Origin of the sequence: Nonomuraea sp. NPDC050383, assembly GCF_044459125.1 — a bacterium.
In the GTDB taxonomy this organism is placed as follows: Bacteria; Actinomycetota; Actinomycetes; order Streptosporangiales; family Streptosporangiaceae; genus Nonomuraea.
The window spans coordinates 284,391-298,270 of sequence record NZ_JBITIP010000009.1 but is presented as its reverse complement, the minus strand read 5'-3'; the positions used below and the strand labels follow the sequence as shown (position 1 = coordinate 298,270).

The following is a 13,880-nucleotide window of genomic DNA, read 5'->3' as shown; positions in this document are numbered from 1 at the left end:
TCAGCGCTTGGACTTGTCGGCGCCGGCGTCGGTCGACAGGGCGGCGACGAACGCCTCCTGCGGAACCTCCACGCGGCCGACCATCTTCATGCGCTTCTTGCCCTCCTTCTGCTTCTCCAGCAGCTTGCGCTTGCGGGAGATGTCGCCGCCGTAGCACTTGGCGAGGACGTCCTTGCGGATGGCGCGGATGTTCTCGCGGGCGATGACGCGGGCGCCGATGGCCGCCTGGATGGGCACCTCGAACTGCTGCCTCGGGATCAGCTCGCGCAGCTTCTTGGCCATGTCGACCCCGTAGGCGTACGCCTTGTCCTTGTGCACGATCGCGCTGAAGGCGTCGACCGGCTCGCCCTGCAGCAGGATGTCGACCTTGACCAGGTCGGCCTCCTCCTCGCCGGCGGGCTCGTAGTCGAGCGAGGCGTAGCCGCGGGTGCGGGACTTGAGCTGGTCGAAGAAGTCGAAGATGATCTCGCCGAGCGGAAGCGTGTAGCGGATCTCGACGCGGTCCTCCGACAGGTAGTCCATGCCCTTGAGCTGCCCGCGACGGCCCTGGCAGATCTCCATGATCGCGCCGATGAACTCGGACGGCGCGAGGATCGTGGACTTGGTGACCGGCTCGAAGACCTGCGCGATCTTGCCGCCGGTGGGGAACTCCGACGGGTTGGTGACCGTGAGCTCGCTGCCGTCCTCCATGACCACGCGGTAGACGACGTTGGGGGCGGTCGAGATCAGCGACAGGCCGAACTCGCGCTCCAGCCGCTCACGCACGATCTCCATGTGCAGCAGGCCGAGGAAGCCGACGCGGAAGCCGAAGCCGAGCGCGGCCGACGTCTCCGGCTCGTAGACCAGCGCGGCGTCGTTGAGCTGGAGCTTGTCGAGCGCCTCGCGCAGCTCGGGGTACTCGTCGCCGTCGATCGGGTACAGGCCCGAGAAGACCATGGGCTTGGGGTGCTCGTAGCCGGCCAGCATCTCGCCGGCCGGCTTGGCCGAGGAGGTGACGGTGTCGCCGACACGTGACTGGCGGACGTCCTTCACGCCGGTGATGAGGTAGCCCACCTCGCCGACGCCCAGGCCGCGCTCGGCGGGCTTGGGCTCGGGCGAGATGACGCCGATCTCCAGCGTCTCGTGGGTGGCGGCGGTGGACATCATGAGGATGCGCTCGCGCTTGCTCAGGTGGCCGTCGATCACCCGGACGTACGTGACGACGCCCCGGTAGGTGTCGTACACCGAGTCGAAGATCAGCGCGCGGGCGGCGGCGTCGGCGTCGCCCACCGGCGCCGGCACGGAGGCGACCACGTGGTCGAGCAGCTCGCGCACGCCCGCACCGGTCTTGCCGGACACGCGCAGCACGTCGGAGGGCTCGCAGCCGATGAGGCCGGCGAGCTCCTCGGCGAACTTCTCGGGCTGCGCGGCGGGCAGGTCGATCTTGTTGAGCACCGGGATGATGTGCAGGTCGGCGTTCATGGCCAGGTAGAGGTTGGCCAGGGTCTGGGCCTCGATGCCCTGGGCGGCGTCGACCAGCAGGACCGCGCCCTCGCACGCCTGGAGGGAGCGCGACACCTCGTAGGTGAAGTCGACGTGGCCGGGCGTGTCGATCATGTTGAGCACGTGACCGTCCCACGGCAGCCGGACGGCCTGGGACTTGATCGTGATGCCGCGTTCGCGCTCGATGTCCATCCGGTCGAGGTACTGCGCGCGCATGGAGCGGTCGTCCACCACGCCGGTGATCTGCAACATCCGGTCGGCAAGGGTGGACTTGCCGTGGTCGATGTGCGCGATGATGCAGAAGTTGCGGATCAACGCGGGGTCGGTCTGGCCAGGCTGAGTGCGCACCGAAGTCCGTTTCGACAGGGTTGAGGTCAAGCGTCTTTCATGGTGACATGCCCGGGTGATCCCCCGAACCGTCATCCGCCGCGGCCTGCGCCTGCTCGCGCTTGCCTTGGTCGTCGTGGTCGCGCTGGTCGGCCTCCTGGCCGCCGCGTTCCGTGTCCAGTTTACCGGCGCTCCGGCAGGCTGGGCGAAGAGCACGGGCAACGACGCCCTCTGGCTGGGCCACATGTGGGTGGATGGCCGCCGTACGCGGCAGGATGTCCAGAATCTGGCGGTACGGCTTCGCGGCACGGGCATCAAGGACGTGTACGTCCATTCCGGTCCGTTCGCGGCCGACGGCCGCCTGGACCCCGCCAAGTACCCCGCCGCCCGTGACTTCCTGGCGTGGGTGCGCGAGGCCCTGCCCGGCGTCCGCGTCTCCGCCTGGCTCGGCCAGAAGGTCGACGGCACCCTCGATCTCGACGACGCGGAGTCCCGGGCCAACGTGCTCGACGGCGTCCGGGACGTGGTCGCGGCCGGCTACGACGGCGTCCACTACAACTTCGAGCCCATCGGCAGCGGCGACGAGGAGTTCCTCGACCTGCTGGCGCGGACCAGGCCCCTCACCAGGCTGCTGTCCACCTCGACCCCGCAGGTCGAGCCGTACCCGCTCCTGCGCCTGACCGCCCGCGCGGCGATCTCCCACGACAAGTACTGGTCGCAGGACTACTTCCGGCGGGTCGCGGAGCGCGTGGACCAGGTGGCGGTCATGACGTACGACACCGGCATGCCGTCCGGGTCGCTCTACGGCGGATTCGTCGCGCGCCAGGCCGAGCTGGCCCTCGGCCTGGTCCCGGAGCGGACCCACCTGCTGATCGGCGCCCCCGCGTACCACGACCACGGCGTCTCCTGGAGCGACGGCGCGGAGAGCGTGGCGGACGCGGCGCGCGCCGCCAAGCTGGCGCTGTCGGAGCACGGCCCGCGGCGGAATTTCGGCCTCGCACTGTACGTGGACTTCGCGGCGACGGCGGAGGACTGGAGGGAGTACGCTGCACAGTGGCTCGTTTGACGGAGCACACCCAGGTCGTTGATTTGAGCAGCCACCTGGGTTATTGGTATCCTGTACAACTGCGTGTGGCGCGCCCTCTCTCGAGCCCGCGCGCCCCATCCATCACCCAGACTTACTTCGAGGCTTCTTCGTGGCGAACATCAAGTCCCAGATCAAGCGCAACAAGCAGAACGAGAAGGCCCGCCTGCGCAACAAGGCGGTCAAGTCGTCCCTGAAGACGGCCGTTCGCAAGTTCCGTGAGGCCGCCGAGCAGGGCGACCTCGAGCAGGCCGCCGCGGCGCAGCGCATCGCCGCCCGTCAGCTGGACAAGGCCGTCAGCAAGGGCGTCATCCACAAGAACCAGGCCGCCAACCGCAAGTCGGCGATCGCCAAGCAGGCCGCCGCGCTGGCCGCCAAGTAACCTGGTTCTTCGAGCGCCGCACTTCACCTGTGAAGTGCGGCGTTTGCAGTTCCCTGCCCCATATTCGCGGAGAACGGCGATGTCCAGCCGTTCCGTGTCACAGTTTCGATATCACATCGGCGTCGCCGCACCGTATCGGCTGCGTCACCGTTGCCAAGATCCCTTGCCCTCGTCCCGGTGAGTCCCCAGAGTTCACACAGGACGGCGGAAGGGGGCACCGTGCGGGGGCCGTGGGTGGTCAGGCGCGCGCTCAGCGAGCCGTTGCTGCTGCTGGCGGCGTTCGGGTCGATCCTGCTGGCGACGACCACGCTGGTGTCGCTCACCATGTACGCCACGTCCACGGCCGAGGCGGGCCTGCGGCGCGCGATGGAGACCGCCCCGCTGGGCCAGGTGGCCGCGGCCGTCTCCACGCCCGTGACGGCCGAGACGTTCCCCCGGCTGGACAAGGTCGTGCGTGAGCGGATCGGCGCCGCGTACACCGGCACCCCCGTCACGATCACCACCAGCATCCGCTCCGACTCGTACGTGCTGCCCGGCCAGGAGCGCCGCGAGCAGCCCGGCCTGCTCAGGTTCGGCACCCACGACGGGCTCGACCGGCACGCCAGGCTCGTGTCGGGCTCCTGGCCGCGGCCCGCGCCGGACGGGGCCGGCCAGGTCGAGGCGGCCGTGTCCCTGTCGGCGGCGTCGGCGGCCGGTTGGAAGGCCGGGCAGGAGTTCACCACCGAGGGCCGCCTCGACCACCGGCCGGTACGGGTACGGCTCACCGGCGTCTTCCAGCTCGACGACCCGTTCGGCGACCGCTGGACCGGCGAGCAGCTGCTCAGCCGGGGCGTGGAGAGCGGCCAGTTCACCACGTACGGGCCGCTGATGGTGGCCCGTGAGACGTTCCTCACCCGCTTCGCCACCAGCGTCAACGCCACCTGGACCGCCGTCCCCGACCTGCGCGGCCTCACCCCGGAGGCGCTGCGGCCCTTCGCCGGCCGGGTGGCCGGGCTGCGCCAGGCCCTCCAGGACGCCGGCTGCCGGTCCTGCACCGCCACCAGCCGCCTGCCGGAGCTGCTGTCCCAGCTCGGCACGGCCGCGCTGGTGGCCCGCTCCACCATGCTCATCCCGGTGCTCCAGCTTCTGCTGCTGGCCGCGTACGCGCTCATGCTCACCGCGCGGCTGCTCGCCGACCACCGCCGGATGGAGGTCGCTCTGCTGCGCTCGCGCGGCGCGGGCACGTCCCGGCTGGCCGCGCTGGCGGCCGGCGAGGCGCTGCTGGTGGCGTTGCCGTGCGCGGCGGTCGCGCCGTTCCTCGGGCCGCCCCTGTTGTCGCTGATCGGGTCGCTGCCGTGGATCGCGGCCTCGGGCGTGCGGCTGACGCCGCAGGCCGGGGCGGGCACGTTCCTGGTGTCCACGGGCGTGGCGCTGGCCTCGGCCGGGCTGCTCGTGCTGCCGGCGCTCGCGGGCGCCCGCCGTACGTACGTCGAGGAGCAGGCGACGCGCGGGCGCGGCGTCGGGCGCGGCCTGGTCGAGCGGGCGGGCGCCGACGTGGCGCTGCTCGTGGTCGCCGCGCTGGCCATCTGGCAGCTACGCCGGTACGGCTCGCCCGTCACCGCCACGGCCACCGGCGAGCTGGGCGTCGACCCGCTGATCGTCTCCGGGCCCGCGCTGGCGCTGCTCACCGGCGGCATGCTGGGCCTGCGGCTGGTGCCGCGCGTGTCCCGGCTCGCCGAGCGGCTGACGGCGCGCCGCCGGGCGCTCGCCCCCGCGCTCGGCGCCTGGCAGGTCAGCAGGCGCCCGCTGCGGTACTCCGGGCCCGCGCTGCTGCTGACCATGGCCATCGCGATCGGGATCATGTCGATGGCCACAGCCGCCACCTGGCGGACCTCGCAGCAGGACCAGGCGGACCACCGGGCGGGCGCCGACCTGCGGCTCTCCGGGCCTCCCGACGGGCCGGAGCTGGGAGCCCTCGGGCGGGGCACGGCCTTCGCCGCGCTGCCGGGCGTCACGGCGATCTCCCCGGCGTTCCGGGGACAGGCCGAGTTCGGCGGCGGCGACGCCGTGCTGCTCGGCCTCGACGCCACGCGGCTGGCCGAGCTGTTCAGGCTGCGCCCGGACCTGTCGGACCGGGACGCGGGCGAGCTGTCCCGCGCGCTGCGCCCCGCCGGGCCGGGCTCGGGTGGCCTGGAGGTCCCCGGCCGGCCCGCCACGCTCACGGTCGAGGTCCGGTCGGACGGCGCGGCGCCGCTGCGGCTGACCGTCTCCGACGCGCTCGGCATGTGGCGCGACCTCCCCCTGGGCGCCCTGCGCGCCGGCGACAACCGCTTCGAGGCGGACCTGAGCGGCCTGGCCGGGCGGGGCGGGAAGATCGCCTACCCGCTGCGGATCCGCGGCGTCACCGCCGGGCCGGTCGCGGAGGGCCGGGCCGAGGTGACGCTGACCGGCCTGAGCGCCGGCGGCCGGCCACTCGCCGTGCCGGGCGGCTCCGGGCCGCTGGAGGCCACCGGGATCCGGCCGGCCGTCTTCACGCCGGGCGCGGTCCCGGCCGCCGGGCCGCTGCCCGTGGTGCTCACGACCGGGCTCGCCGAGTCGCTCGAGCTGCGGGCCGGGCAGAGGGGGCGCGTCACGCTGGACCGGGACGTCGTCGAGGTGGAGGTGGCCGGCATCGTCGAGCGGATGCCCACGACGGCCGGCGACCAGCAGGCCGTTCTCGCCGACTGGGCGGCGCTCCAGTCCCGCGCCCTGGCGGCCGGGCAGCAGCCGCGGCCCGCGACCGAATGGTGGCTGGCCGTGCGCGGCGGCGACACCGCGCCCGCCCGCGCCGCCCTCGACCGCCGACCAGAGTGGGACGTGACCGCGGTCGACCGGCGCGAGCTGACCACCGCGTTGCGCGACGACCCGCTCGCCGGCGGCCTGCAGGGGGCGTTGATCCTCGGATTCGTGGCGGCGCTGGTGTTCGCGGTGCTCGGGTTCCTGGTCAACGCCACGGTCGCGGTCAGGGAGCGGGCCGCGGAGTTCGCCGTGCTGCGGGCGCTGGGGGTCGGCTCGCGGCAGGTGCTCGGGCTGCTGGCCGTGGAGCAGGCGTTCGTCGTCGGCCTGTCGCTGGTGGCGGGCACCGCGCTCGCCGCCGTCATGAACGTGCTCGTCGTGCCGCACGTCGTGCTCACCGGGCAGGCGTCGGCCGTCACGCCGGACGTGGTGCTCGACGTTCCCTGGGCCGCCACCGCCGGCATGCTGGCGCTGGTGACGGCCCTGCTGTTCGCCATCGTCGCCGGGCTCGCGCGCGCGGTGCGCGGGCGCGGCGCCCGCCTGGGGGAGCTCCAGTGAAGTCCTTGGTGCCGGCGCGCGTCCATCTCGGCCCTGTGGCGCTGCTGGCCGTGCTCACGCTGAGCGCCTGCCTGCTGGTCGGCGGGCTGCCGCGGGCCGTCCAGGCGTCCTTCGACGACGCCCTGCACGCGTCGCTGAGCGACGCGGCGGCGTTGCAGACCGACCTCCTCGCGCAGGTGGAGCCGGCCTCGGCGGAGGCGACCCTGCGCGAGCCCGCCCAGTTCGCCGCCGGCGAGGAGCGGCTGCGCTCGCTCCTGCCCGCGCCGCTCCGGCCGCTCGTGCTGCCGCCCGGCCGGGGCACCAGCCACGCCAGCGCCACGACGTACGACACGCCGGTCCACGGCACCGGCGGCATGCGGTACCTCAACCTCGGCTGGCTGTCCGACGCCGACCGGCGGGTGCGCTGGGTCGAGGGCAGGCGGCCCGGCGCGCCGGGCTCCATGACGTACGAGCGGGAGAGCATTCCCGTGTTCGAGGTCGGCGTCTCCGAGGACGCCCGCGCCAAGATGGGGCTGGAGATCGGCGCCACGCGGATCCTCGGCGAGAGCGACTACGCGGCCGTCAAGGTCGTGGGCGTGTTCGCCGCGGACGACCCGGCCGACCGCTACTGGACCCACCACGCCGACGTCCTGCGGGTCACCGAGACGCAACCGCCCGGCAAGACCGACCTGGAGCGGCGCGCCACGGCCCTCATCTCCGAGGCCGGCCTGACACGGCTGAACGGCGACGACCGCAACCTCGTCTACACCTGGGTGCTCGGCCTGGACCCGGCCGCGCCCACCTCGCTCGGGGCCGCCGAGGTGAAGGACGCCGTCGCCGACTACGAGCGGACGGTGTCGGTGGAGACGCCGGCCTCCGGCCGCTACCGGCTGGTGACCGGGCTGCCCGGGCTGCTCGACGGCTTCCTCACCGCGCAGGGCACCGCGCGGACCGTGATGGTCCTCGTGCTCGGCGGGTTGCTGGCCGTGTCCGCCGGCGTGATCGTGCTGGGCGTGCGGCTGCTGTCCGAACGGGCCGACCCGGCGCTGGCGCTCGCCCGGGCGCGCGGCGCGTCGCTGCCGCAGCTGGCCTTCGCCGGGGCGGGGCCGGTGGCGCTCGCCGCTGTGCCGGCCGCCGTCGCCGGGTACGCCTTGTCGTGGCTGGTGCCCGGACCCGCCACGTTCGTCGTCCACGCCGGGCCGGCGCTGGTGCTCGCCGTGGCCGTCGGGTTCGCCGCCGTGCGGCCGGTCGTCGCCCACCGCGCGCCGCTGCGCGAGCGCCGCGACGACGTGGCCGCCGCCCGGCCGCCGCTGCGCCGGGTCACGCTGGAGGCGCTGGTCGTCGTGCTCGCGCTGGCCGGGGCGTACCTGCTGCGCTCCCGCAGCCTGGCGGGCGAGGCCGGCGACGACCCGTTCCTGCTGGTGGTGCCGGTGGCGCTGACCGTGGCCGCCGCCCTCGTGACGATCCGGTGCTACCCGTACCCCCTGCGCCTGCTCGTACGGCTGGCGTCCCGCGGCCGGGCGGCCGTGCCGTACCTCGGCCTGACCCGGGCGGCGCGGGCGCGGCCCGCCAGCGTGCTGCCGGTGCTCATCCTGCTGCCGGCGCTGGCCGTGTCGGTGTTCGCCTCGGTGATCGCCGGTGGCGTGGAGACCGCGCAGCGGCTGGCCGCCTGGCAGGCCACCGGCGCGTCGATCAAGGTGACGTCGCGGGTCGAGCTGCCCGCCGGCGTGGTGGACCGGGTCCGGGCGGTGCCCGGTGTGGAGCTGGTGCTGCCCGCGCAGACCGGGCAGGTTCAGCTCGGCTACACGGGCGAGCGGGCCGAGGCCATCGCCGTCGACGTGGCGGCCTGGCGGCGGCTGCTGGCCGACTCCCCCGTCAGCCTGCCCCCGCTGCCCACCTCCGCATCCGGGGTGCCCGCGCTGGTGTCCCCGGAGCTGCACGGCCGCGGCACGATGGACATCGGCTGGCAGGCCCGGACGAAGCTGACCGAGCGAGGCGTGGTCACGGCCGTGCCCGGCTTCTTCACGCGCGGCAAGTTCCTCGTGGTGCCGCTGGAGGTCAACGCGCGGCCCTCCGTGAACACGTTGCTGATCAAGGGCGACGCCGACCCGGCGGCGGTGACCAGGGCCATCGGCCGGCCGACGGCCGTCGTGACCTCGCAGGCCGCCGAGCTGGCCGCGATCCGCGACGCCCCGCTCACCGGGACCGTGCGGGTGGTCCTGCGCGTCACCACCGGCGCCCTGGCCGCGTACGCGCTGGTCGCCGTGGTCGTCATGCTGGTGATCGGGGCGGCGGACCGGACGCGGGCGCTGGCGTTCCTGCGCCCCCTCGGGCTGTCGGAGCGGCAGGCGCGCGGGCTGACCGCGCTGGAGATCCTGCCCCTCGTGCTCGTCACCGCCCTGGCCGGTCTGGTGCTGGGGCTCGCGCTGCCCGCGGCGCTCGGGCCCGGCATCGACCTGTCGTCGTACGCGGGCGGGGTGGCCGTCGAGGGGTACGCGCCCGACCTGGCCGTGCCACTGCTGCTGGCGGCCGGGCTCGCCGTCGTCGCCGGGCTCGGCGCGTACGTCCACACCGCGGCGGGCCGCCGGCGCGGCTCCGGGACGCTCCTGCGAGGGGGCGACCTCGCATGACGCGGCGTTCCACGAGACCGGCGTACCCGTGCTCGTACGACCGACCACAACCTCTCCGTGAGCAGGTGATCCCGGCATGAACACCACGCTGTCCGAGCTGGAGGCCCGGGCCGGCGCGCCCAGGGCGGACTTCGGCGGCGACGCCCACATCGTCTGCGACAACCTCGTCCGCATCTACAAGACCGAGGGCGTCGAGGTGGTCGCCCTCCAGGGGCTGGACCTCCTCGTCGACAAGGGGGAGCTGGTCGCCGTCGTCGGCGCGTCCGGCTCCGGGAAGTCGACGCTGCTGAACGTGCTGTCCGGGCTGGACGTGCCCACCGCGGGCGTGGCCCGGGTGGCGGGCATGGATCTGCTGTCGATGACGGCCAAGGACCGGCTGCGCTACCGGCGGGAGGTGGTCGGCTTCGTCTGGCAGCAGACGGCGCGCAACCTGCTCCCGTACCTGACCGCCCGCGAGAACGCCGAGCTGCCGGTACGGCTGGCCGGCCGGCGCAAGCACGGCCGGGCGATGGAGCTGCTGGAGCTGCTCGGCGTCGGCGACCGGGCCGGGCGCACACCCGGCGAGCTGTCCGGCGGCGAGCAGCAGCGGGTGGCCATCGCCGTCGCGCTGGCCAACTCCCCCCAGCTCATCCTGGCCGACGAGCCGACCGGTGAGCTGGACAGCGACACCTCCGAGGAGGTGTTCGACGCCCTGCGCAAGGCCAACAGGGAGCTGGGCGTGACCGTGGTCATCGTGACCCACGACCCGCTCGTGTCGGAGCAGGTGGACCGGACGATCGGCATCCGCGACGGCCGCACCAGCAGCGAGACGCTGCGCAGGGAGGGCGCGGAGGGCCAGGTCGTGGCCGAGGAGTACGCGGTGCTCGACCGGGTCGGGCGGCTGCAGCTTCCGCGCGACTTCATGAACGCGCTGCAGATGGAGCGACGGGTACGCCTGGAGCTCGAATCCGACCACATCGGCGTATGGCCGGCGAGAGAGGAGCCCTCGGGTGAGCAGTGAGCCCTTGGTCGTGGTCGAGGGGCTGCGCAAGGTCTACCGCACCGGGCCGAAGGAGGTCGTGGCGCTGCGGGAGGTGACGTTCGAGGCGTTCCCCGGCGAGCTGATCGCGATCCGGGGGCGGTCGGGGTCCGGCAAGACCACGCTGCTCAACCAGATCGGCGGCCTCGACCGGCCCGACGCCGGCCGGGTGGTCGTGGCCGGGCAGGAGGTCACGGCGATGGCCGAGGACGACCTGGTGGGGCTGCGCCGGGACGTGGTCGGGTTCGTGTTCCAGTCGTTCGGGCTGGTGCCGGTGCTGTCGGCGGCGGAGAACGTCGGCGTCCCGATGCGGCTCACCCGCACGCCCGCCGCCGAGCGGGAGGAGCGGGTGCGGATGCTGCTCGCCCTCGTGGGGCTGGAGCGGCACGGCAACCAGCGGCCGTACGAGCTGTCGGGCGGGCAGCGGCAGCGCGTGGCCATCGCCCGGGCCCTGGCCAACCGGCCGCGGCTGCTGGTGGCCGACGAGCCGACCGGGCAGCTCGACTCGCAGACCGGGCGGCAGATCATGGAGCTGATCCGGGCACTGGTACGCGGCGAGGGCGTGACGGCGCTGGTCGCCACCCATGACCCGGGACTCATCACCCTCGCGGATCGCGTACTGGAGATCGCCGACGGAGTGCTGCACGAGGTGGTACCCCAGGAGTCCTGACGATCGCCGCCAGGTTCGCCGCGGCGACGAGGGCGGCGCCCGCGAGCAGCAGCCCGGCCGCGCCCGTGAGCCCCGCCAGCGGCGCCGCCACGGCCAGTCCGAACGGCCGCGACGCGAACGAGATGAGCTGGTCGAACGCCCGCACCCGGCCCAGCGCGGCCTCCGGGATCTCCTGCGCCACGACGGTCTCCCACAGCGGGCTGAGGACGCCGAGACCGCACATCGCCACGAAGTACGCGCCGGCGACGGCCCAGGCGGGAGCCGGGACGGCCAGGGCCGCCAACGGCAGGGCGTACAGGGCGGCGGCGACCTGCACCGCGACGATCGGCCGGCGGACCGGCAGGCGCGGCGCGGCGAGCACGCCCACGACCAGGCCGGCCGTGCCGCACTGGGCGATCAGCACCCACGCGCCCTCGCCGCCGAGGCTCCGGACGGCGGCCATGGGGCCCAGGGTGAGGAAGAGACCGGCGGTGAGATGCCAGACCCCGTGGCCGAGGACCCCGCGCAGGAACCACGGCCGCACCCTGACCTCCCGCCACCCCTCGGCCAGCTCGCGCCCGAACCCCTTCGTCTCGCCCTGGAGGCGCGCCACGTCGACCGTGCTCGCACCGGCGCGGACTCCTCCCAGGGTGAGGGCCGAGCCGGCGAACAGGACGCCCGTCAGCGCGGCCGCCCAGCCCGGCCCCGCCACCAGCGCCACCCCGCCGGCCAGCGCGGGGGCGGCCACGGCGGACACACTCGTGACGACGCCGATCCGCGCGTTCACGCGCAACCGGTCGGGCCCGGGCACCACGGCCGCCACCAGGCGCGGCACCGCCGGCATGCCGAAGGCGATGGCCACGCCGGACACCGCCGACAGCACGGCGAGCACGGCCAGGCGCCCGGACCCGGCGATCAGCTCGGCGCCGATGGCGACCTGGGCCAGGCAGCGTACGAGATCGGCGAGCAGGATCACCCGCGCGGGTGGCAGCCGGTCGGCCAGCACCCCGCCGACGGGGAGGAACACCAGCAGCGGGACCAGCTCGCACGCCAGCACCAGTCCGAGCCCGTCGGCGCCCCCGGAGACGCGCAGGACGGCAAGGGTGAGGGTGGTGGGGATCAGAGCGGTGGCCAGGGCGGAGAGGCCGCGCCCGATCAGCAGACGACTCATCATGGCTCGGTACATTATTTCGTCAGCGAATCTTTCGTCAACGAAATACTTTCCTGCGTATGATCAGGCCCGTGGAGGACTCGGTCGATCGGCATCTGGCGCGCTGGCGTGGCAAGGCGCCCTACGAGGAGCGGGTGGAGGGCGTCGTCACGCGCATGCAGCACCTGGTGAAGCACCTGGCGCACACCAAGGAGGCGGCGCTGGCGCAGGTCGGCATGCAGGACTTCGAGTTCGAGACGCTGCACCGGCTGGTCGCGGCCGGCGGCTCCGCCACGCCGTCGGAGCTGGCGGCGGAGCTGCTGCTGTCACCGGCGGGCATGACGGGCCGCCTCGACACCCTGGAGCGCTCGGGCCTGGTGCGGCGGGTCCGCGGCGAAGGCGACCGCCGCCGGGTGGACGTGGAGCTCACCTCCAAGGGGCACGAGCTGTGGACCGACGCGATGGCCATCCGGGGGGAGGTGGAGGCGGACCTGCTGTCGGCCCTGGACACGGCGGAGCAGGAGACGTTGGACGCCCTCCTCAAACGCCTGCTCCACCACGTCGAAACCCACCGCTGAACCGTGCGGCGGCATCGTGTCGCCGCAGGTCGATCTGCCGATCGCACGAGCCCGGAACGTTGCGGAGGATGGCCGGCGACCTCGAGCTCGACCTACGTGACGCCCTCGTGACCCGGCAAGCCGAGCTCTCCCGCCGCATCGAGGATCGAGGCTGATGCCCGATTCGCACCGGGGTGAACATGACCGGTCACGGCACGAGCTAGCGGCCCGTGCGGCTCGCCACGATGACCTGGACCGCGTGCTCCAGCGCGTACGCCGGGTCGGCGCCGCCGCCCTTGACCTGCTCGTCCGCCTCGGCCACGGCCTGGATGGCCCGCGACAGCCCCTGCGGCCCCCAGCCGTTGACCTGCCGTTTGACGCGCTCGATCTTCCAGGGCGGCATGCCGAGGTGGCTTGCCAGCTGGCCGCCCCGGAGGTCGCGCGGAGCCCCGGCCACCTTGGCGATCGACCGCAGCCCGCCCGCCAGCGCGCTCACCAGCAGCACGGGCGCGACCCCGGTGCCGAGTGCCCAGCGCAGCTGCTCCAGAGCCTCGGCGAGCCGCCCCTCCACCGCCGAGTCCGCGACGTTGAACCCCGTGACCTCGGCCCGCCCCTTGTGATAGCGGGCCACGGCGGCGACGGTGACCGTCTTCTCCTCGGTGTCGAACATGAGCTGGTTGCACGCGGCCGCCAGCTCGCGCAGGTCGTTGCCCACGGCGTCGAGCAGCGCCTGCGCGGCGTCGGACGCGATCGAACGGCCCCCCCGCTTGAACTCGGTCCTGATGAAGTCGAGCCGCTCCCCCGCCTTGGTCGGCTTGACCACCGTGACGACGCTCGCCCTGGCCTTCTTGAGCCCGTCGACGAGCGCCTTGCCCTTCGCCCCACCCGGATGCGCCAGCACGAGCACGGTGTCGCCCGACGGCTGCGAGGCGTACGCCACGACCTCGGCGGCGACCTCCTTGGGCAGATCCTGCGCGGAGCTGATCACCACCACGGAACGGTCACCGAAGAGCGACGGCGAGGTGAGCTGGAGCAGCTCTCCCTTCCCCATCCTGGACCCCACGAGATCATGAACCTCGGCTCCGGGGTCACCGGCCCGCACCGCCGCCACGACGGCGCCGACCGCCCGCTCGGCCAGCAACTCCTCGTCGCCGACGACCAAGGTCACGAGTGCTGGATCGCTTCCCGCCATGTCGAGCAGCATCCCACGCTCCACCGACAACCCGGTACTCGCGGAGTCTCCTGGCGGTCACCGGTCAGATCACTCGTGGAAGCTCCGCAGACAGGCGGACGCCACACGTGCATCCCGG

Annotated in this window: 10 protein-coding genes; 7 read left to right on the top strand and 3 right to left on the bottom strand. The window is 73.7% G+C overall.

Going from position 1 to position 13,880, the window contains the following annotated elements:
• Positions 1 to 1,830 (bottom strand): translation elongation factor 4, encoded by a 1,830-nt coding sequence (lepA, locus tag ACIBG4_RS23985; protein ID WP_310710401.1) that lies wholly within the window; start codon positions 1,828 to 1,830, stop codon positions 1 to 3.
• Between the two features lie 55 nt (positions 1,831 to 1,885).
• On the opposite strand from lepA, the gene ACIBG4_RS23980 reads away from it, so the two are divergent.
• From ACIBG4_RS23980 to ACIBG4_RS23955, 6 genes are all read left to right on the top strand, one after another.
• The gene (locus tag ACIBG4_RS23980; protein ID WP_397203673.1) at positions 1,886 to 2,875 is read left to right on the top strand and encodes a hypothetical protein; all 990 of its coding nucleotides are present in this window, start codon (positions 1,886 to 1,888) and stop codon (positions 2,873 to 2,875) included.
• Between the two features lie 130 nt (positions 2,876 to 3,005).
• Positions 3,006 to 3,275: a 30S ribosomal protein S20 gene (rpsT, locus tag ACIBG4_RS23975; protein WP_310710404.1), complete on the top strand. Its 270-nt coding sequence runs from the start codon at positions 3,006 to 3,008 to the stop codon at positions 3,273 to 3,275.
• A gap of 219 nt (positions 3,276 to 3,494) precedes the next feature.
• On the top strand, positions 3,495 to 6,587 hold the full coding sequence (locus ACIBG4_RS23970) for an FtsX-like permease family protein (RefSeq protein ID WP_397203671.1): 3,093 nt from the start codon (positions 3,495 to 3,497) through the stop codon (positions 6,585 to 6,587).
• Positions 6,584 to 9,196: an FtsX-like permease family protein gene (locus ACIBG4_RS23965; protein WP_397203670.1), complete on the top strand. Its 2,613-nt coding sequence runs from the start codon at positions 6,584 to 6,586 to the stop codon at positions 9,194 to 9,196. The genes ACIBG4_RS23970 and ACIBG4_RS23965 overlap by 4 nt, the downstream gene beginning before the upstream one ends.
• Before the next feature lie 76 nt (positions 9,197 to 9,272).
• Positions 9,273 to 10,196 carry an ABC transporter ATP-binding protein gene (locus ACIBG4_RS23960; RefSeq protein ID WP_397203669.1) on the top strand — a complete coding sequence of 308 codons (924 nt, stop codon included), beginning with the start codon at positions 9,273 to 9,275 and terminating at the stop codon, positions 10,194 to 10,196.
• The gene (locus ACIBG4_RS23955) at positions 10,186 to 10,884 is read left to right on the top strand and encodes an ABC transporter ATP-binding protein (protein ID WP_355451107.1); all 699 of its coding nucleotides are present in this window, start codon (positions 10,186 to 10,188) and stop codon (positions 10,882 to 10,884) included. Before ACIBG4_RS23960 ends, ACIBG4_RS23955 begins: the two co-directional genes overlap by 11 nt.
• Here ACIBG4_RS23955 and ACIBG4_RS23950 read toward each other — a convergent pair.
• Positions 10,814 to 12,037 carry an MFS transporter gene (locus tag ACIBG4_RS23950; RefSeq protein ID WP_397203668.1) on the bottom strand — a complete coding sequence of 408 codons (1,224 nt, stop codon included), beginning with the start codon at positions 12,035 to 12,037 and terminating at the stop codon, positions 10,814 to 10,816. The genes ACIBG4_RS23955 and ACIBG4_RS23950 overlap by 71 nt on opposite strands.
• A 56-nt stretch (positions 12,038 to 12,093) precedes the next feature.
• Here ACIBG4_RS23950 and ACIBG4_RS23945 point away from each other — a divergent pair, with 56 nt between their 5' ends.
• Positions 12,094 to 12,591, top strand: coding sequence for a MarR family winged helix-turn-helix transcriptional regulator (locus ACIBG4_RS23945; protein ID WP_397203667.1), 498 nt, complete (start codon positions 12,094 to 12,096; stop codon positions 12,589 to 12,591).
• A 199-nt stretch (positions 12,592 to 12,790) separates the two neighbouring features.
• Here the strand turns inward: ACIBG4_RS23945 and holA are convergent, their stop codons facing one another.
• Complete coding sequence (gene holA, locus ACIBG4_RS23940; RefSeq protein WP_397203666.1) at positions 12,791 to 13,774, bottom strand: DNA polymerase III subunit delta; 984 nt, start codon at positions 13,772 to 13,774, stop codon at positions 12,791 to 12,793.
• Positions 13,775 to 13,880: the final 106 nt, after the last annotated feature.

Coding starts and splice junctions, on each gene's coding strand:
- ACIBG4_RS23960 (WP_397203669.1), top strand. CDS start 9,273: ATGAACACCACGCTGTCCGAGCTGGAGGCCCGGGCCGGCGCGCCCAGG.
- ACIBG4_RS23950 (WP_397203668.1), bottom strand. CDS start 12,037: ATGATGAGTCGTCTGCTGATCGGGCGCGGCCTCTCCGCCCTGGCCACC.
- ACIBG4_RS23945 (WP_397203667.1), top strand. CDS start 12,094: ATGATCAGGCCCGTGGAGGACTCGGTCGATCGGCATCTGGCGCGCTGG.
- holA (WP_397203666.1), bottom strand. CDS start 13,774: ATGCTGCTCGACATGGCGGGAAGCGATCCAGCACTCGTGACCTTGGTC.